Origin of the sequence: Paraferrimonas sedimenticola (assembly GCF_002282855.1) — a bacterium.
GTDB lineage: Bacteria > Pseudomonadota > Gammaproteobacteria > Enterobacterales > Shewanellaceae > Paraferrimonas > Paraferrimonas sedimenticola.
This window is the reverse complement of record NZ_NRIR01000005.1, coordinates 226,983-244,930: the sequence shown is the minus strand read 5'-3', so window position 1 is coordinate 244,930 and position 17,948 is coordinate 226,983. Positions and strand designations below refer to the sequence as shown.

The 17,948-nt window shown below is 51.2% G+C and carries 14 protein-coding genes and 1 other RNA gene; 9 read left to right on the top strand and 6 right to left on the bottom strand.

The window, feature by feature from the left end; translation table 11 throughout:
• Window positions 1-16: 16 nt before the first annotated feature.
• On the bottom strand, window positions 17-1,981 hold the full coding sequence (locus CLC93_RS10650; RefSeq protein ID WP_095506034.1) for an ATP-binding protein: 1,965 nt from the start codon (window positions 1,979-1,981) through the stop codon (window positions 17-19).
• 128 nt (window positions 1,982-2,109) lie between these two features.
• Entirely contained in the window at window positions 2,110-3,162 is a 1,053-nt protein-coding gene (locus CLC93_RS10645; RefSeq protein WP_095505941.1) for a porin, read from the bottom strand.
• 329 nt (window positions 3,163-3,491) lie between these two features.
• On the opposite strand from CLC93_RS10645, the gene CLC93_RS10640 reads away from it, so the two are divergent.
• The 3 genes from CLC93_RS10640 (at window position 3,492) to CLC93_RS10630 (ending at window position 6,206) form a co-directional block, all read left to right on the top strand.
• Complete coding sequence (locus tag CLC93_RS10640; protein ID WP_095505940.1) at window positions 3,492-5,282, top strand: flavocytochrome c; 1,791 nt, start codon at window positions 3,492-3,494, stop codon at window positions 5,280-5,282.
• A gap of 223 nt (window positions 5,283-5,505) precedes the next feature.
• Window positions 5,506-5,860, top strand: a transfer-messenger RNA (tmRNA) gene (gene ssrA / locus CLC93_RS10635).
• Window positions 5,861-6,038: 178 nt separating this feature from the next.
• Window positions 6,039-6,206, top strand: a complete 168-nt coding sequence (locus CLC93_RS10630; protein ID WP_095506033.1) for an integrase arm-type DNA-binding domain-containing protein — start codon at window positions 6,039-6,041, stop codon at window positions 6,204-6,206.
• Window positions 6,207-6,256: 50 nt separating this feature from the next.
• Here the strand turns inward: CLC93_RS10630 and arrB are convergent, their stop codons facing one another.
• Both arrB and arrA read right to left on the bottom strand, forming a co-directional pair.
• Window positions 6,257-6,958 carry an arsenate respiratory reductase iron-sulfur subunit ArrB gene (arrB, locus tag CLC93_RS10625; protein ID WP_095505939.1) on the bottom strand — a complete coding sequence of 234 codons (702 nt, stop codon included), beginning with the start codon at window positions 6,956-6,958 and terminating at the stop codon, window positions 6,257-6,259.
• A gap of 8 nt (window positions 6,959-6,966) precedes the next feature.
• The gene (gene arrA, locus CLC93_RS10620) at window positions 6,967-9,531 is read right to left on the bottom strand and encodes an arsenate respiratory reductase molybdopterin-containing subunit ArrA (RefSeq protein WP_095505938.1); all 2,565 of its coding nucleotides are present in this window, start codon (window positions 9,529-9,531) and stop codon (window positions 6,967-6,969) included.
• A 487-nt stretch (window positions 9,532-10,018) separates the two neighbouring features.
• Here arrA and CLC93_RS10615 point away from each other — a divergent pair, with 487 nt between their 5' ends.
• Together CLC93_RS10615 and katG are read left to right on the top strand one after the other, a co-directional pair.
• Complete coding sequence (locus tag CLC93_RS10615) at window positions 10,019-10,984, top strand: porin (protein WP_095506032.1); 966 nt, start codon at window positions 10,019-10,021, stop codon at window positions 10,982-10,984.
• A gap of 238 nt (window positions 10,985-11,222) precedes the next feature.
• Entirely contained in the window at window positions 11,223-13,406 is a 2,184-nt protein-coding gene (gene katG / locus CLC93_RS10610; RefSeq protein ID WP_095505937.1) for a catalase/peroxidase HPI, read from the top strand.
• A gap of 66 nt (window positions 13,407-13,472) precedes the next feature.
• Here the strand turns inward: katG and CLC93_RS10605 are convergent, their stop codons facing one another.
• Together CLC93_RS10605 and CLC93_RS10600 are read right to left on the bottom strand one after the other, a co-directional pair.
• Window positions 13,473-13,937 carry an Hsp20 family protein gene (locus CLC93_RS10605; RefSeq protein WP_095505936.1) on the bottom strand — a complete coding sequence of 155 codons (465 nt, stop codon included), beginning with the start codon at window positions 13,935-13,937 and terminating at the stop codon, window positions 13,473-13,475.
• A 140-nt stretch (window positions 13,938-14,077) separates the two neighbouring features.
• Window positions 14,078-15,010 (bottom strand): LysR family transcriptional regulator, encoded by a 933-nt coding sequence (locus CLC93_RS10600; protein WP_095505935.1) that lies wholly within the window; start codon window positions 15,008-15,010, stop codon window positions 14,078-14,080.
• Between the two features lie 134 nt (window positions 15,011-15,144).
• On the opposite strand from CLC93_RS10600, the gene CLC93_RS10595 reads away from it, so the two are divergent.
• The 4 genes from CLC93_RS10595 to CLC93_RS10580 are packed head-to-tail and all read left to right on the top strand — an operon-like array spanning window position 15,145 to window position 17,900.
• On the top strand, window positions 15,145-15,333 hold the full coding sequence (locus CLC93_RS10595; RefSeq protein WP_095505934.1) for a hypothetical protein: 189 nt from the start codon (window positions 15,145-15,147) through the stop codon (window positions 15,331-15,333).
• A gap of 6 nt (window positions 15,334-15,339) precedes the next feature.
• Window positions 15,340-16,275, top strand: coding sequence for a sodium-dependent bicarbonate transport family permease (locus CLC93_RS10590; RefSeq protein WP_095505933.1), 936 nt, complete (start codon window positions 15,340-15,342; stop codon window positions 16,273-16,275).
• 21 nt (window positions 16,276-16,296) lie between these two features.
• Window positions 16,297-16,791, top strand: a complete 495-nt coding sequence (purE, locus tag CLC93_RS10585) for a 5-(carboxyamino)imidazole ribonucleotide mutase (protein WP_095505932.1) — start codon at window positions 16,297-16,299, stop codon at window positions 16,789-16,791.
• Window positions 16,788-17,900: a 5-(carboxyamino)imidazole ribonucleotide synthase gene (locus CLC93_RS10580; RefSeq protein ID WP_095505931.1), complete on the top strand. Its 1,113-nt coding sequence runs from the start codon at window positions 16,788-16,790 to the stop codon at window positions 17,898-17,900. Before purE ends, CLC93_RS10580 begins: the two co-directional genes overlap by 4 nt.
• The last annotated feature ends 48 nt before the right edge of the window (window positions 17,901-17,948 follow it).

Sequence of the window (17,948 nt, the reverse complement as noted above, 5' to 3'; positions counted from 1 at the left end):
ACTCCTAGCTGAGGTATTAAGGTGAATAGGGAAATGTCAGTTCAAACTGGCTGCCTTGCCCGAGTTTGCTTTGAATGTCCCAACTGCCTTTGTGCTCTTGCACAATGCGACTGCTAACCGACAGCCCAAGGCCCGTGCCGCCTTGATTTCGACGAGTGGTAAAAAATGGCTCGCGGATCCGCCGCAAAGTGGCAGGCTCCATTCCGCGTCCGCTATCGCTCACTCGCAGGTGAATCGAGTAACCCTCACGCCAAGTGGCAATCGACAACTCGCCGTTGTCGTCAGCCATGGCATGACAAGCGTTTTGAATCAGGTTAATCAACACTTGCTGCAATTGACTGGCATCGCCAATCAGCAAAGCAGGCTCAGGGCTTAAATCGAGTACAAGCTGATGGCGTTTGGTTTGATTGGTGGTGAGGCGCAAGGACGCGTCCACCACTTGGTTGAGGTCCACGGTTGCCAAGGCTTCTCTTGGCGCAGGTGCCGCGTATTGCTTAAGGTCGCTGACGATGCGACTGATGCGACGAGCGCCTTCTTCAATAGCGCCACTGGCCTGCACGGCCTCTTGCATTGCTTCTTGTGGCGGCAGACCTGCAAGCTGCCAGTATGGGTCTTGAGCTTGTTGTTGCTCTACCAAAGGCTCTATGTCGCAAATCACTTCGGCCAACAGGGAAATGTTGTGCAAAATTAGCCCAGTGGGGTTGTTGATTTCGTGGGCCACGCCTGCGCTTAACTCGCCTAGCGACGCCAGCCGACTGGCTTGCTCGTGAGCTTGTTGTAGGCGCTTTTGTTCGGTGATCAGTTGCAGTAATACAACCACTTGCCCAGAGCTAATCGGGTGAGCTTGGCAGCGCCAATGTTGATTGTCTTTGGTGAGCTCAAATTCGCTGTCTTGGCCTTGCTGAGACACATTGGACAACAGGTCTTTAAGCACAAATGGCTCACCGTTATTTTTGGTCAACTTGCCGCATAATAGCTGCTCTAGATACTTGCCATTACTCCACAGCTGAGTGGCATCCGCGCCAAACAGAAAGACGCCATGAGGAATACCGTCGAGCACGGATTGAAACTGTTGCGAGACTGACGTCAGTGCGCGCTCGGCGGCCTCTCTTTGCTTGAGTTCAGACGACAGCGACAACGAGCGACGGCGCAAGTGAACACTCATATTCCATGTAATCACTAAGCCCACCACAGACAGCACAGCGACCACGATGGCAATCCGCAACCAGCGTTGTTGGTTGGCAATTAAGTCGACCTTCTCTCGACCGATACCAAACCACTTATTCACAAGCGTGTCGTACTCACCTGTGATCTTTAGCTCGCGAATGGCCTTATTGACCTGCTCCATTAGCGCTTTTTGCGAAGGATGGGCAACAAAATTAAAGGTGCCGAAAATCAGCGGATCGCTAGCACTGCGCACCAAGGGGTATTTTGGCAGCAAACGCCGCGCCACCAAGTTTTCCGCTAGCACCACATCGACCCGTCCCCAACCCAGCATGCGAAAACCGGTCTCGTATAAGTCCACATCCACACGTTCAAATGGCGCGTCGATATTACTGACATAGACATCGACAAAGGAGCCCTTTTTGATGGCGACTCGTTTGCCGGCCAGATCGTTCCAACTATTGATAAAAGCGTTAGTTTGACGAGTGAAGGCCTTGGCGTGAGTGGCGTAAATGGGGTCGGATTGCTGCAATGGACGCGAAAAGTCGATGGGCGTGACCACACAAATCAGATCCACGTCCGTTGGCGGCAGCTCCATTTGCTCCACCAAGGCCGAGAAGCTCTTGCGGCGAATGTTCAGCTCGGTACCGGACATGGCCGTCACTTTGCGCATGAGATCGACGTGAAACCCCTGTTCTACGCCGTTCTCACGCCACTCCATAGGTGCTGTTTTAGAATGCACCCCAAAAGTGACCGAGTCTTGGGCTGTCGCGGCTACACTCAGCAATAACCCAATTAATACAACTACAATTCTCATCAGCTCAGAATAACAAAGCTGGCCCACGGGAAACGTGTGCCAGCTCATCGTTTCGCAAGCTTGGATGGCTACCCCTAGCCATCCCGCTGCAATTCAGTTTTTACAATCGGTTCATTTGAAACCGACGATTAGAACTTGGTCATCAAACCTAAGTTGAATACGTTGTCAGTGGCGTCGTAAACGCGGGCACTGGCCACATCCACTTGCGCGTCATAGCGGCTGAAGTGAGTGTATAGCTTAGTGGTTTTGCTAAGTTTGTAGTCTGCACCAATAGCCATGTTAACCACTTTGGTGGCGTTAACTTGAGACTTATCAATACCCAAGTTGCCATCACCCAAAATGCGACCCATGTAGACACCTTGACCAGAGTCGTCCTGGCCGTAACGGGCTTTCAGCGACAATTTAGGCGTGATTGGGTAGGCCGCGTCTAACATAAAGCCAGAGCCGTCTAGGTTGGTGTTAACCAAGCTCTTTGAGTTTTGATATACCGCGCCTAGCTTAAGCTTAGCCACTGCCACTTGACCAGTAATACGCAGCGCTTCTACATTGTTCACGCCGGCGTTGTAACCCAAACCAATGTGGTAAGGCTTGTCTTTTAGAGATTTGTCACCGTACACGGCGCCAATCGAGTAAAGATCACCAGGAACTTCTGCATCTTTGCCGTACACGTCGTCTTTTAGCTGGTAAGAAGCGTAAACAGTAGCACCAGCGATCTTAGGCGACACATAGTTAATCATGTCAGCCACGCGATTGTTACCGGTGAACAAACGGTTCATATCCGCGTTGGTCAGGTTGAACTGATCCACACCACCTTCAGATTTCCAGATAGCCAGTGCCTGACGACCAAAGGTTAGCTGACCGAAGTTACCGGCAATACCCAAGAAGGTGTCACGAGCGTAAAAAGGCTTTTGAGTGTTGGTACTGTCCACACCCTGAACACCAACTTCGGCTTGGTAAACTAGCTGAAATGGTGCATCCAGCTCAATTTTACCGCGAACACCGACCAGAGAGTTGTCATCTTGCAGAGTAAAGCCTGCACCACCACCACCGTTGGCAGCGTAGCCAGTGTCAGCATTAGACACAGCGAAACGCATCGCGCCGTAAAAGTCAGGAGAAGCAGCGCTCGCTGCAGTTGATAGAGTGGCCGCTGCAATGGCCATGGTAAGAATACGCTTGTTCATAGAACTACCCTTTGCGTTGAGTTTTATTATTTAACGGTCTACAAAGTTACGCCTGTGATTTTCGCTAAACCACTGTTTCCATTTGCCTTTGAAGGCAAGCTCAAAAAAGTCAGAATTTTATGAGACGGTTGGCGAGCCGCTATGCAAAAGTGCATACCCCGCTCGACAACCTATGCGATTTTGCATGGCCAAAAATGCTTTTGTGACAGGCGTTAAGCTCTTTCAATTCAGAGTGCGAATTCCATTGAGAAGCAAGGTGGGAAAGGTCAACACTCAGTCATCAACGAATACCCAATGACTGTTCTGGCCTTGAGGCCAAGGAGATCCTCATGAAACTTAAACGCCTTGCGTTAACCGTTAGCTCGCTATTGCTATGCGGCTCACTATCCGCTTCTGCACTAGCCAATGGTTATCTAGCAGACGCTCACGCCGACATGGCCAGCTGTGATTCTTGCCACCTTGATGGCAATCGCTTGTCTGACGACAACCTGAGCCACGAAAATGCTCAGTGCCAATCCTGTCACGGTTCACTAGCTGAAGTGGCCGAGACCACCCAGCGCAACAACTACAACGCCCACGACTCTCACTTCCCAGGCGACACCTCGTGTACTACTTGTCACGCCGGTCACCAAGAGTCTTTGAACTACTGTGATTCTTGCCACAGCTTTGAATTTGACATGCCTTACCAAGGCACTTGGGAGCGCAATGAGCCAACCATTGCTGAGCTTAAGAAAGATGCTGATGAGCGCGCCAAAGCACTAGCGGCTCCAGCGGCTGGTCAAGTCGACGTTCTGGTTATCGGTAGTGGTGGTGCAGGCTTCTCAGCCGCAGTAGCTGCCTTTGATGCTGGCGCCAAAGTGATGCTGGTAGAAAAAGAGCCAGTCATCGGTGGTAACGCTAAGCTGGCAGCCGGCGGCATGAACGCTGCTGTGACCAAGCCACAAGCGGCCAAAGGCATTAAAGACAGCCTAGAGTCGATGAAGTCTGACACCATGAAAGGCGGTCGCAACCTTAACGACACCGCTTTGGTAGACGTACTGGTTAACAACTCTTCAAGCTCAATCGATTGGTTGACAGGCCTTGGCGCAGACTTGAACGACGTAGGTCGTATGGGTGGCGCATCGGTTAACCGCAGTCACCGTCCAACCGGTGGTGCTGGTGTTGGCGCGCACGTGATTCAAGTGCTTTACGACAACTCAGTTAAACGCGACATCGACTTGCGCCTTAACACTCGTGCCGTCGAAGTGCTAAAAGACGACAAAGGTGCCGTGAAAGGTCTGTTGGTTAAAGGTCAATACACTGGATACTACTGGGTGAAAGCCGACGCCGTGGTTATCGCAACCGGTGGTTTTGGTCGCAACAACCCACGCGTAGCTGAGTTAGATCCAAAACTGAAAGGCTTTATCGCCACCAACCACGCTGGTGCTACTGGTGATGGTCTGGACGTAGCGGCCGAAGCCGGTGCTGAAATGGTTGACCTAGAGTACATCCAAGCTCACCCAACTCTGTCTATCAAGGGCGGCGTGATGGTTACCGAAGCAGTACGTGGTAACGGTGCGATTCTTATCAACCGCGAAGGGAAGCGTTTCGTTAACGAACTAACCACTCGCGACAAAGCGGCCGCGGCCATTTTGCAGCAAAAAGGCAAAACTGCGTTCTTGGTGTTCGATGATTCAGTGCGTAAGTCTCTGAAGAAAATCGAGAAGTACATCAAACTGGGCGTAGTACCTTCGGCCTCTAGCCTGAACGAATTGGCTAAGATCATCGAAGTGGATGGCGCCAACCTGACTGCCAGCGTTCAGCGTTACAACCAAAACGTTGCCGCCGGTAAAGACCAAGACTTTGAGCGTCAGAACCTACCGACCGAGCTAAACCAAGGTAATTTCTACGCCATTGAAGTTGGTCCTGGTGTTCACCACACCATGGGTGGCATCAAGATTGACCCTGCGGCAGAAGCATTGAACGCCAAAGGCAAAGCCATCCCAGGTCTGTTCGCAGCGGGTGAAGCCACTGGTGGTGTTCACGGCGCTAACCGCCTAGGCGGAAACGCGATTTCGGACATCGTTACCTTCGGTCGCTTGGCCGGTGAAAACGCTGCTAAATACAGTAGCAAACGCTAGCGCAATCGCCAGCCATCGGTCTCCCAAGCGGTGGCTGGCTATTTCCACTTAACTCGACTTGCTCACGAGTTTGGCCGCAAACACTTTGTTTGCGGTCTTTTTTGTTTATGGGCTTTTTGGTTGCAGGCTCTGGCTGAAGAATGTGCAGTTGGGCGTTAATTTCACTAGATTCAGCTCGCTAACACTTTATAGCCAGACTCGCTTGAGTTATGATTGTCGTTCTGGGGACGATTTTGGATTCGACAAGATTCGCGAAACCCTAGGAGCATGCCGAGGGGCGGTTGGCCTCGTAAAAAGCCGCATTGTTATAGTTGCAAACGACGATAACTACGCTCTAGCAGCTTAGGCTCGCTAGCCATCACCCACAAGTCTTTCGCATGGGCAGTGGATTCGATGGTCACCCTACATCGCGATAGCGAGGGATACCCGCCTGGGGTTGAACCGCGAAACAGTACCAGGCTCGCCAATGTTAATCCTGTTTGTCGGAGTGCCATTGGTTAACCAATAGACAAACTAAGCATGTAGCGCCGAGGATGTAGGTTTTTTGGACGCGGGTTCGAGCCCCGCCGTCTCCACCAAATACACTTCCTAGGAAGTCCTAAGAAAGCCGTTAGACCTAGTTAAAACAAAGGTTTAGCGGCTTTTTTGTATCTATCGCAGTCCGGCAAGATGTAACAAAATCCAGAAAGAAATGTAACAGAGAGCGTAACAAGGTCTATGATTGTAACATTAGCTTGTTACGATCGAGGTGTTACTATGGCTCGCAATCGACTCACAGATACCAAAGTTAAAACTGCCAAGCCTAAAGAGAAAGAATACAATCTAAACGATGGCGATAGCCTTTACCTTAGGATCACACCCAAAGGCACCAAGACGTGGCTGTTTAACTACTACAAACCACACACTACCCACCAACTCGAGTAGCAAAAAGGCATCCATTCGGATGCCTTTTTTGTTTCATTTGCGATTAATCGTCAGCTCGCTCTAACACCAAACGAACGAATATAGTAAACGTTCGGCTTAGTGCCTGCTTCCGGCATCAGTGGACGCCCTTGGTGCATGCGGATCAAGCGTGATACTTCGCTGTCAGGATTGCTTAAATCACCCACCACCCGTGCGCCAGATGGACACGCTTCAACACAGGCCGGCTTAAGCCCCACATTCTGACGGTGATCGCACATGGTGCACTTCTCAATGGTACGACGTGGACGAGTCACCGCATAAGTGTCACCGCGCTCCGGGTTCTCTGTCGGAGAGTTCTTAGCGCCGGTGATTTGCAATACTTCTTTCGGTGAAGAAGTCGCACCTTCGAGTAACGGCGTGTCATCTTGCCAGTTGCGGTGCGGTGCCCCTTTATTAAAGCTAATTACTTTATAAGGACAGGCGCGCTCGCAACGACGACAACCAATACACTTGTCGATGTCGTGCAGAGTCAAACCGTTGTCTGCCTTGTACATGGCGTCTTTAGGACAGACTTCAACACAGGCCGCGTTGTCACAGTGGTTACACATAGTCGGCACATAGCTGTAGTTAACGTCGGGGAACTTACCCGTGGTTTGGCTAATGTGATGGCTCCATGCCACCCCTTCAGGGGTGTTGTTTTCAGTTTTGCAGGCTAGGTTGCAACCGCCGCAACCTACGCATTTTTGCAAATCAATGACCATTCCTAGTTTCATAATTCACCTCAAGCCTTTTCGATACGGATACGGATGTGACCATAGAAAGCGGTTGAGCCACTTAGACGGTCGTATCGGTTTGGAATAATGTCGTTGTTGTTGCCGCCGCGAGCTGTTTTACCGAACTCTTTTGAAGCGACTCGGCCGTATGCCCAGTGTCCTTGTCCAAAACACTTAGCCACGTGGCCCGGCCGAACCCCTTCCCACAATTTAGCGGTACACTCGATAGCGCCGACAGTGCTGACAATCCGAATCGGATCGCCGTCTTTCAGACCAAGTTTGTGAGCATCAACTGGGTTGATCTTGGCTACATCAGCGTTGTTGTCATCACCTGGGTCTAGGTCTTTAAACTCGTAGTACCAAGGGCTGTTGGCTGAACGTCCTTCGTGGTTGAGTCTTGCCTTTTGGTCGACAAAGTAAAGTGGAAACTCGTTGGCATCGCCGTCGCGCTCTGGTGCCTGATAGTTGGGAACGAAAGCAACTTTACCGAGATTGGTGTAGTTACAGGCGGTCAGAGCTTCATCAGGGGTTACCTGATGTTTGTCGGCGTGGGCGGTAAAGGCCTTCTCTAGCGACTTAGAGTAGAATTCGAACTTACCAGTTTTGGTTTTGAACTTACCCCAACGCTTTTGATACGGGTATGGGGACGAATTCCAGATACCCTTCTCTACAAACTCATCCCAGCCAGACAATTTGTCACCGTACTTAGAGGCATCCTCATTCCACAGTGGTGCTGTCACGTACTTAACGCAGATCTCGGCAAACTCTTCGGCATCCTTGGCAGGCTTACCGGTCTCTGGGTCTAGAATCTGTTCATTAATGTAGCGCCATGGCGCGTCGAATCCTTTCTCTGCCAGCTTTTTGGCCAGCATATAAGGCACTTCGGTTTCGTCTTGACGCGTGTCGTGCATGCGCTTGATGTTTGGCTTTTGAATCGACGCCGTGGCGTGTCCATTGCCTGAGGCGGTGAGCACGCCCCATTTCTCAAACATGTGGTGCGATGCAGGCAGCAACAAGTCAGAGAACATACTGAACTCAGAGATGTTGGTGGTCACGTGGGCAATGAAATCCACCTTAGACAAGGCATCTTCCCAACGCTTGGTTTCGGTACCGGCAAACACAAAGTTATTAAAGTAGGCCAGCATGACTTCGATGTTGTAAGGGTCTGCGGCGTTAATGGCGTTAGCAACGTTATCCGTTACTACCCCACCACCTGACTTACCTTTCTTCAGAGCCGGCATGGCAAGACGACCGCGCTGGTCAATCTTCTCAGCTTTTTTACCTTTCTTAGCTACCGCATCCATATATGGCTTAGAGTCTGGGAAGCTCTTGTTCAGCGGCACCTTGTTGTAGGGGAACAAGCCACCTTTACTATCAATACCACCGAATATGCCGTTAAGCGCATGGCAAGCCATCGAGGTATAGGTGCCTCGGGTCTGCATCACAGCACCACGGGCGGTCCACACTTGCACCGCTGGTGCCGCTTTACCCATATCAGTGGCCATTTCCACGATATCGGCAGCTGGAATGCCAGTAATCGACTCACCCCACTCAGGGGTATAGTCTTTTAGCGCCAAGTTCCACCAATCGACTAGGCCGTAACTGTGGATCTCTTCAAACTGAGTGCTTTCGACAGCTTTGCCGGCCATAAAGCGGTTTTTGCCGTCTTTGAAATCACCCACAAATGGTTTGTGCCACAAGCCTTTAACCAAAGCTACGTGAGCAATCGCCAGCGCCAGTGCTGAGTCTTGGCCGGTTTCGATTGGGATCCACTTATGGGCTTTGGCGGCTGTTGCCGACAAACGAGGGTCAACTACCACCACTTTGGCTTGGTCTAGCGTGTCGCCCCAGGCACTTGAGTAGAAGCTCACCTGACGGTTACTGGCAATCGGGTCTGCACCAAAAGACAAAATGTACTTGGTGTTTTTCACATCGTACTGGTTGTATCCCCAGTTGCCATCCATGTAGTAAGGCCCCATTTTATGGGCCTCGGCACAGATAGAACTATGAGATATGTTGTTTGGCGAGCCAATCATGCCTGTCATCTGCTTATATAGCAGGTCGTTCACGTGGGAGTAGCGACCGCGTAGCAAAGCGTACTTGTGCGATTCGTTTTTAGCGCGCAGCGCCAAAATCTTCTCTGCCAGCAAGTCCATGGCCTGGTCCCAGCTAATCGGCTTAAACTTGGGATCTTCGTTTCTGCCTTTTTTAGGATTCGTTCGCAGTAGAGGAGTTTTAATCCGATCCGGATCGTAAACCATCTGAAGGCCCAAATGCTGGCGTGGGCAGCTAGCGGTGTTGTGAATTTTTGAGTGGGGATTACCGCGAACCTTAATCGCGCGTCCGTCCATCACATAGATCTGCTTAGCACACCAAGATGTGCAGCCCTGACAGGTGGTTGGAAGCCAGGTACCTGTGTTGGTGCGCAAATCGACTTTTGGTAGCTCATCAGCGATGGCTTCCATCATAGGATTGAAAGCAAACCCGCCGGTTAGACCGCTCAATACTCCAGAGGCGGTAGTGGCTTTTAGAAAGCCACGACGCCGCATTTGAAACAGCTTGTTTTGACTCATGGTATATACTCTTTTCCATATATCTGAATCTAAATATATATTTAAAAGAATATATTTCTTTGGGGTAGATCAAATTATTACAAGCGTATTAAGGCGCTGAAGAAAAACTTAGACCTGCCTCAAAAATCCAAAAACGCGTGTTGTAGCAAGCTCTAATCTAGATGATAGAAAACATCAAAATTCGTCGCTAGATGAAAATTTACGGTTACCGCGAAGTCGGAACAATCCTGCGCGGCCGATTCGGTAATTCATTCGCCAACCCTCGCTTTTTCTCAATCAAAAACCTTGTTTAGCGCACGTTTTCGCTACATTTTTCGAGCGCTAACACGTCAGACCAGACGCTCGCATTCAAGTTTGCAGAGCGTCTCTAAGAACCAAAACAAGCCCGTTGAATTCGATAAAAAAAGGCGCTGTCATAATTTCATCACAACAAATCCAAAGCGCTGCAACCTGCGCTTTACAGCACTTTAAAATTATCGAGGTAACCATGCCAAATCTTTCCAAACCACTGATTTTATCAGCATTTGTCGCTGCCGCGTTTTCTGCTCAAGCCGCCGAGCCAGTCACCGTTTACGGCAAGCTAAACGTCACCGTACAAAACAACAATGTCGCTGGGGAAAACAGCGCCACCATCCAGTCAAATGCATCGCGTTTGGGTGTGAAAGGTGACTTTGAAATCAACTCTAAATTGGAAGCCTTTTACACCGTTGAGTACGAAGTCGACACCAGCTCAAGTGCCAAGGAAAACTTCAAAGCTCGCAACCAGTTCGTGGGACTTCGCGGCGATTTCGGCGCAATTTCCGTAGGTCGCAATGACACCATGCTTAAGAAGTCTCAAGGTAAAGTGGACCAGTTCAACGACATCTCTGGCGACTTGAAAAACCTGTTCAAAGGCGAAGTTCGCGCAGAACAAACTCTGACCTACGTAACTCCAACTTTCTCTGGTCTTAAGGCGGGTATTACTTGGGTTGGCGAGAACTCAAACAAGCAGGTTGACGCGGTTAAGAACGAGACTGTAAACGGTTTTTCTGCCGCAGTGATGTACGGCGATTCCGGCCTTAAGAAAACACCAATCTACGCTGGTTTGGCCTACGACAACACGGTTCAAGGCTACGACATTGTGCGCGGTACGGTTCAAGGCAAAATTGCCGGCTTTAAGCTAGGTGGTATGTACCAGCAGCAAGAACAAAACGACACGCTTAACGACGACGGTACTGTTAAGAAAAACCAGTCGGACAAAGGCTACTTGCTAAGCGCAGCCTACGGAATCGACGCGGTAACTTTGAAAGTTCAGTACCAAGACATGGAACGCAAAGGCAAAGCTGCGTCTATCGGTGCTGACTACAAACTAGCTAGCCCAACCAAACTATTCGCGTTCTACACCCAGCGCGACTTGGATGAAGCTACAAAGAAAGACAACTACTTCGGTATTGGTCTGGAACATAAGTTCTAAGTCAACTCCTCGAGTTAATTGACGTTAACGGCCAGAAGCCTCTCCCCTTCTGGCCGTTTTGCTTTGCCCATACGCCGATATTTGGTGTACCCCAGCTTGGTATTCGATTTCCTCAATCACCCTATTCCAAATTACTGACTGTCCCACTTGTATCGCTGCATCTATAACTCATAGGCAACTGATTACTTTATAGTCAGACAAGGAGAATGGAACAGTGAAAACAAGACTCAAAAAACTGATGCTCGCCAGTGTTGCCGCGTCAGTGATGGCGACCTCAGGGGTCGCTTCTGCCGCTGGTGCGGCCAAATCCAACCAATACTGGTGGCCAGAGCAACTCGACCTCAGCCCTCTTCGCTCCCACGATGCCCGTTCAAACCCATACGGTGCCGACTTTGACTATGCCGCCGAGTTTGCCAAGCTCGATTTGGATGAAGTGAAAAAGGACATTGCCAAGACTTTGACTACCTCACAGCCTTGGTGGCCCGCTGACTGGGGAACCTATGGTCCCTTTATGATCCGCATGGCTTGGCACAGTGCGGGGACCTATCGCGTCGGTGATGGACGCGGTGGCGCCGCCGGTGGCCAAATGCGTTTTGACCCGCTTAACAGCTGGCCTGATAACGCCAACCTAGACAAAGCCCGTCGCTTGTTGTGGCCCATCAAGCAGAAGTATGGCCGACAGCTATCTTGGGCTGACTTAATGATCCTCACCGGAAACGTAGCCCTTGAAGAATCTGGCTTTAAAACCTTTGGCTTTGCCGGTGGTCGCGCCGACGATTGGGAGCCAGATGTGGTGTATTGGGGCCCTGAAATGAAAATGCTGGAAGACGACCGTCGCGACAGCAAGGGTAAACTCAAGGGCGATTTAGCTGCGGTGCAAATGGGGCTTATCTATGTGAACCCTGAGGGCCCTGGCGCCAATCACGACCCACTCTCTGCCGCGCAAGATATGCGCATGTCCTTTGGACGCATGGCGATGAACGACGAAGAGATTGTGGCGCTGGTAGCCGGTGGTCACACTCTAGGTAAAGCCCACGGTGCGCGCTCGGCTGATTGCGTCGGTGTTGAGCCTGGCGCTGCCCCAATCGAGGACCAAGGCTTTGGCTGGAAGAACAAATGCGGTAAAGGCAATGCTGAAGACACTGTCACCTCTGGTCTTGAAGGCGCTTGGACTTCAACCCCAACCACTTGGTCAATTCAATACCTAACGAACTTGTTTGCCTATGAGTGGAAGCAAACCAAGAGTCCTGCCGGTGCGACTCAGTGGATCCCAACCGATCCGAACGCCGCCAACCTAGTGCCAGACGCGCACATTGAAGGCAAACGTCACGCGCCGATTATGTTCACCACTGACTTGGCACTAAAACGCGACCCAGGCTTTCGCGAAATTTCTGAGCGCTTTATGAAAGACCCAGCCGCCTTTGATCTGGCCTTTGGTAAAGCTTGGTTTAAGCTCACTCACAGAGACATGGGCCCGCGTGCTCGCTATGTCGGCTCGGAAGTACCAAGCGAAGCCTTGCTGTGGCAAGACCCAATTCCATCGGTTGAGCACAAGCTCATCGACGAGTTTGATGTGGCCAAACTCAAGGGTAAGATTTTGGGTTCAGGTATTTCTAACGCGGATCTGATCAAAACTGCTTGGGCGGCAGCTTCTAGCTTCCGCATTACCGACATGCGTGGTGGTGCTAACGGTGCTCGTATTGCGTTAGAGCCGCAAAACCAATGGGCGGTTAACGATCCTGCAAGCCTTAATGCGACCTTGGACAAGCTCAAAGCGGTGCGCGCCGAGTTCAACGAGGAACTATCGGGCGGTAAGCAAGTATCGCTGGCGGATGTGATTGTGCTAGGTGGTAGTGCGGCGGTTGAACGTGCAGCCAAGAATGCCGGGCACGATATTACCCTTCCCTTTAACCCAGGTCGCGGCGATGCCACTCAAGCGCAAACCGATGTGAAGTCTTTTGCTGTGCTTGAGCCGAAAGCCGATGCCTTTAGAAACTACTTCACTCAAGACAGTTTCTACGCGCCCGCTGAGGCCATGGTCGACCGCGCCAGCTTACTCAACCTAACCGTGCCAGAAATGACCGCACTCATTGGTGGACTGCGAGTGCTCGGCGCCAACACGGGCAACAGCAAGCACGGTGTGTTTACCGAGCGCAGCGACACCTTGTCTAACGACTTCTTTGTCAATCTGTTAGATATGGCAACCCGCTGGGCGCCGGCCGAGCAAGAGGGTGTTTACAACGGTTATGACCGCGCCTCGGGTGAGCTTAAGTGGACAGGCACCACGGTGGACTTGATATTCGGTTCAAACACCGAGCTTCGCGCCGTTGCTGAAGTGTATGCCGCCAACGACGGCGAGGCTAAGTTGGCGCAAGACTTTGCCGATGCTTGGAGCAAAGTAATGAATGCCGACCGCTTTTAACTCAAACTCATCCCCAAAAAAAGCGGCGCTCTCGAGCGCCGCAAACAAGGGGATGTAACAATCGTCTTAAGCCGCTTTAGAGTCATCAGCTTTGTGCTCGATGACTCTTACGTCGTCATTAATGGCAATGGTTTTTGGCTTCATGGCCTCGGGAATTTCCTTGACCAGAGTGATAGTCAGTAAGCCATTACTTAAATCGGCGCCTGTGACTTCCACATAGTCGGCCAAGTTAAACTGCCGCTCGAAACTTCGATTGGCGATGCCTTGATGCAAGAATTTGCGATCCTTTCTCGCTTTGTGACGACCGCGGATTTTTAGTACGCCCTGCTCCACTTGAATGTCTAGCTCGTCGCGCACAAACCCAGCGACAGCAAGAGTAATCGAGTATTTGTCGTCATCGATTAGCTCAATGTTGTAGGGGGGATAGCCGCTACCAGACACGTCTGAGGTCAGGGCTCTGTCTAATATCGAAGCAAACCGGTCAAAACCGACACTACTGCGATACAAAGGAGTGAGGTCAATTGAGTTCATAATAAGTCCTCCTAAGAAGCAACATAAAACAAAAACAATAGTCGCGAGTGACCACCATGTGTCGTACCCGCACTATAGACCTATGGACTCACTATTAGTAATTCAACCCCTTGCGGCTAAAAAATTGCGCAATTATTGTGCTAACCCAAATCCAATTGCTCCATCATGCTAATACGCCCCTGCTTGGATACATACTCGAGGAAGGTCGCTGCCACCGTCGACAACTGTTTGTCCTCAAGGTTGGCAAAATACCACTGAGTGGTGATCGGCAACTGTTGAACGTCTAGTTCGACTAGCCCTTGCGAGCCGCCAAACCCTAGGGTGTGTCGTGACAAAATAGCAACGCCGAGTCCAGACATCACCGAGTGCTTAATCGCCTCATTACTGGCAATGGTCATGCGAGTATTTGGCGTAGCAGAAGCGGTTTTGAAAAAGCGCTCCACCGCAAAGCGAGTGCCCGACCCCTGCTCGCGGATCAAAAAGGGATACTGGCTAAAATCCGCCATATCGATATTGCTCTGACTAGCCAGCGGATGGGTTTCTTGAGCAATGGCCACCAGCGGGTTGGGCAAAAATTCGTGCAGCTCAAGGCCCACATCCTGAGGCGGATGACTGAACACGTAAAAATCGTCTTCGCCACTGGCGATGCGGTCCACAATTTGCTGGCGGTTACCTACGTTAAACTCCACATCAATGTTGGGATACGCCTTTAGAAATTCACCCAAGAGGTGAGGAATAAAGTACTTGGCGGTGTTCACCACCGCCAATCGCAAACTACCGGCTTTAAGGCCCTGCATGTCCGAGAGCTTCATTTCCAATCGCTCAAAACACCCTAAGACTTCTCGCGCGCTTTTGACCACCTCTAGCCCTGCTTGAGTGAAAACCAACTTGCGCCCAATCGAGTCGTACAGGGGAACTCCCACCACATCGGCCAGTTTTTTCAATTGCATAGAAACGCTTGGCTGAGTCAGGTGCAAACTCTTTGACGCCGCCGTAATCGAGCCACTTTGGTAGACAGCCACTAGAATTTCCAGTTGGCGCAGGGTGCCTATGCGCGCGTGAAGTTGTCTCATCGATTTACAACCCATAAGTATTTATCTATACAAAATATAAGAATTATCGATTTTTATCTATACAAAAAAGCACACATAATGCGCTGCATTGGCTTAGGAGCTGTACCGTCAAACAAATCACAAAAGGAGTAGTTATGAACCGCGCACTTGTTTTTGAGTTGTCATCCATGAGTTTACTGGCCATGGCGGGAGTTTTATTGGTGGCAAACCAACTTCCAGGTTGGGGGCTAATCACCAGTGCCGGTATTCTCGCCTTAGTGTCGATATCGCTACGAGCGCACAAAGCTAAGAGCCAAACCGTCGCAGCAACTGTACAGGGATAAGTCGCAATGCAATTGGATATCGTTGCCGCATTTTTCTTACTTGGCGCCTTGGCTCAATTACTTAAGGCGCCGGTAAAACTGCCCGAAGGGCTGTACAAAAGCCTCACCCTATTTTTGCTTATCGCCATTGGCCTAAAAGGCGGCGTGGCGCTAGCCGAATACGGCAACCCAACTTTGGTATGGCAGAGCGTGCTGGTCATTCTATTCGGGGCGTTACTGCCATTCATCGCCTACCCGCTATTACGTCACGTGGGCGGCTTGTCCAAGCTAGACTCGGCGTCCATATCCGCCCACTACGGCTCGGTCAGCATTGCCACCTTCGCGGTGGCCTTGGCCGTTCTCGAAGCGCAAAACATTGCCTACGAGCCCTACTTCCCGCTGTTCGTGGCGCTGTTGGAAGTGCCCGCAATCGCGGTAGGCTTGTGGCTTGCCCGTGACAAAGGGCAAGCACTCGATGTCAAAAAGACCTTGCACGAAATATTTTTAAACCAAGGCGTGTTATTGCTGTGTGGTGCCCTGCTAATCGGTTGGTGGGCCGGTGCTCAAACCGAAAAAGTGATGCCTTTCTTTGGCAACCTATTCCACGGCGTGTTGGCACTCTTCTTACTAGAGATGGGACGTATTTCCACCGCTCGCTTGAACTTGCTCAAAGACTACGGCTCGTTTATCGCAAGCTTTGGTGTAGTGATGCCGCTAATTGGCGCCGCACTTGCCACTGGCTTTGCCCAAATCCTAGGCCTCTCGATTGGTGGCACCATTTTGATGGCCACCTTAGGTGCTAGCGCCTCGTACATCGCAGTGCCTGCCGCCATGTCGGTAGCGCTGCCAAAAGCCAATCACGGTCTGTCGATAACCTCGTCGCTAACCGTGACCTTCCCCTTCAACGTGCTAGTCGGCATACCGCTGTACTGCGCACTGATACCCCATTTGTTTAATCACTAATTTGCAGTAAGGAATTGAATCATGAGCGATAACGCAACCACCGCCAAAGTTAGCATCATCATGGGTTCTCAGTCGGACTGGCCAACCATGCAACAAGCCACCAAGATGCTCGATGACTTAGGTGTTGAGTACGAAACTCAAGTGGTATCTGCCCATCGAACTCCGGCTCGATTAGTACAGTTTTGCCAACAAGCGCACCAGCGAGGCATTCAAATCATCATCGCCGGCGCTGGCGGTTCAGCTCACCTTGCAGGCATGGCCGCAGCCATGACGCACCTGCCGGTAGTGGCAGTACCTGTGGCCAGTAAGCACTTTCAAGGCATGGACAGCTTAATGTCTATGGTGCAAATGCCACGAGGTGTGGCGGTGGCTTGTCAGGCGGTCGGTGAAGCGGGTGCATACAACGCCGGGCTTATCTCTGCGCAAATGCTGGCGCTAAGCGACAGTAAACTTCGCGACCGCCTGCAAACCTGGCGTCACGCGCAAACCTTTAACACCCCTTTGGAGGTTGAATGATGCATATCGCAATCATGGGCTGCGGCCAACTGGCACGCATGATGGCCTTAGCCGGTTGGCGCTTAGGACACAGATTTACCTTCATCGCCGATCCCGATGAATCCACTCAATGCATCGATGGTCTGGGAAATGTGGTGCGATTGCAGCCCGGACTCAAAGGTGGCGCCTTGTTCGAAGCGCTCGGCGAGCCACAGGTGATCACGGTTGAGCGCGAGCACGTAGATGTGTCTCTCCTTAAATCCTTGCAAGACTACTGTCAGGTATCGCCCTCGCCAAAAGCGATTGCGACCTGCCAAGACCGAGGCTCAGAGAAGCGTTTTCTGGCCAAAAACAAAATTCCGACTTCGCCTTTCTATTTGGCCTACGACGCCGCTGAAATGAGTGAGGCGGTGCAGCGACTTGGCTATCCCTGTGTAATTAAAACCTGTCAGCAAGGCTATGATGGCAAGGGCCAATGGGTTCTGAAAGGCGACACCGACTTAGGCCTGTTCTTGCAGCATCAGCGCTTTGACCAGCGCTATCTGGTAGAAGCCTTTATTCCGTTCGAGCAAGAGGTGTCTATTATCGCGGCGCGCACGGGGATCGGCCAAACCGCCTTTTACCCGCTGACCGAGAACCAGCATCAGCAAGGCATTCTAGTCGCCTCGGTGGCGCCAGCTTTGTTGCCTGATGCCTTGACCGAGCAGGCGCAAACCATCGCCAATCGCATTCTCGAAGAGCTGGATTATATCGGCGTGCTAACCATAGAGTTCTTTGTCACTTCAGAAGGCTTGATGGTGAATGAGCTTGCGCCACGGGTGCACAACAGCGGTCATTGGACTCAGTCGGCCGGAATTTGCTCTCAGTTCGAGAACCATCTGCGTTGTATTGGTTTGCAAGCTCTGGGTAACACAGAACCAGCCTCACACGCGGCTATGGTCAACTTGCTCGGCCGCCAGGCCAGTGAGCAGCTGTTGAACGTGGGCAATGTTGAGCTTCATCAGTACAACAAGACTCCAAAGCCCAACCGCAAACTCGGACACATCAACCTTTGGAGTGTGGATCGTCAACAATTGTTGGCGCAAGTAGCTGATATTCGAGAAAACGTTTATGGCGGCATCGAGCCTTGAGCACCGAGCGTAAGTAACTCGAACCCAATTTTAGGTAAAACAAACAGG

Bases quoted from the DNA above. Each gene is read 5' to 3' on its own strand.
- CLC93_RS10650 (WP_095506034.1), bottom strand. From the start codon at position 1,981: ATGAGAATTGTAGTTGTATTAATTGGGTTATTGCTGAGTGTAGCCGCG.
- CLC93_RS10645 (WP_095505941.1), bottom strand. From the start codon at position 3,162: ATGAACAAGCGTATTCTTACCATGGCCATTGCAGCGGCCACTCTATCA.
- CLC93_RS10640 (WP_095505940.1), top strand. From the start codon at position 3,492: ATGAAACTTAAACGCCTTGCGTTAACCGTTAGCTCGCTATTGCTATGC.
- CLC93_RS10630 (WP_095506033.1), top strand. From the start codon at position 6,039: ATGGCTCGCAATCGACTCACAGATACCAAAGTTAAAACTGCCAAGCCT.
- arrB (WP_095505939.1), bottom strand. From the start codon at position 6,958: ATGAAACTAGGAATGGTCATTGATTTGCAAAAATGCGTAGGTTGCGGC.
- arrA (WP_095505938.1), bottom strand. From the start codon at position 9,531: ATGAGTCAAAACAAGCTGTTTCAAATGCGGCGTCGTGGCTTTCTAAAA.
- CLC93_RS10615 (WP_095506032.1), top strand. From the start codon at position 10,019: ATGCCAAATCTTTCCAAACCACTGATTTTATCAGCATTTGTCGCTGCC.
- katG (WP_095505937.1), top strand. From the start codon at position 11,223: ATGCTCGCCAGTGTTGCCGCGTCAGTGATGGCGACCTCAGGGGTCGCT.
- CLC93_RS10605 (WP_095505936.1), bottom strand. From the start codon at position 13,937: ATGAACTCAATTGACCTCACTCCTTTGTATCGCAGTAGTGTCGGTTTT.
- CLC93_RS10600 (WP_095505935.1), bottom strand. From the start codon at position 15,010: ATGAGACAACTTCACGCGCGCATAGGCACCCTGCGCCAACTGGAAATT.
- CLC93_RS10595 (WP_095505934.1), top strand. From the start codon at position 15,145: ATGAACCGCGCACTTGTTTTTGAGTTGTCATCCATGAGTTTACTGGCC.
- CLC93_RS10590 (WP_095505933.1), top strand. From the start codon at position 15,340: ATGCAATTGGATATCGTTGCCGCATTTTTCTTACTTGGCGCCTTGGCT.
- purE (WP_095505932.1), top strand. From the start codon at position 16,297: ATGAGCGATAACGCAACCACCGCCAAAGTTAGCATCATCATGGGTTCT.
- CLC93_RS10580 (WP_095505931.1), top strand. From the start codon at position 16,788: ATGATGCATATCGCAATCATGGGCTGCGGCCAACTGGCACGCATGATG.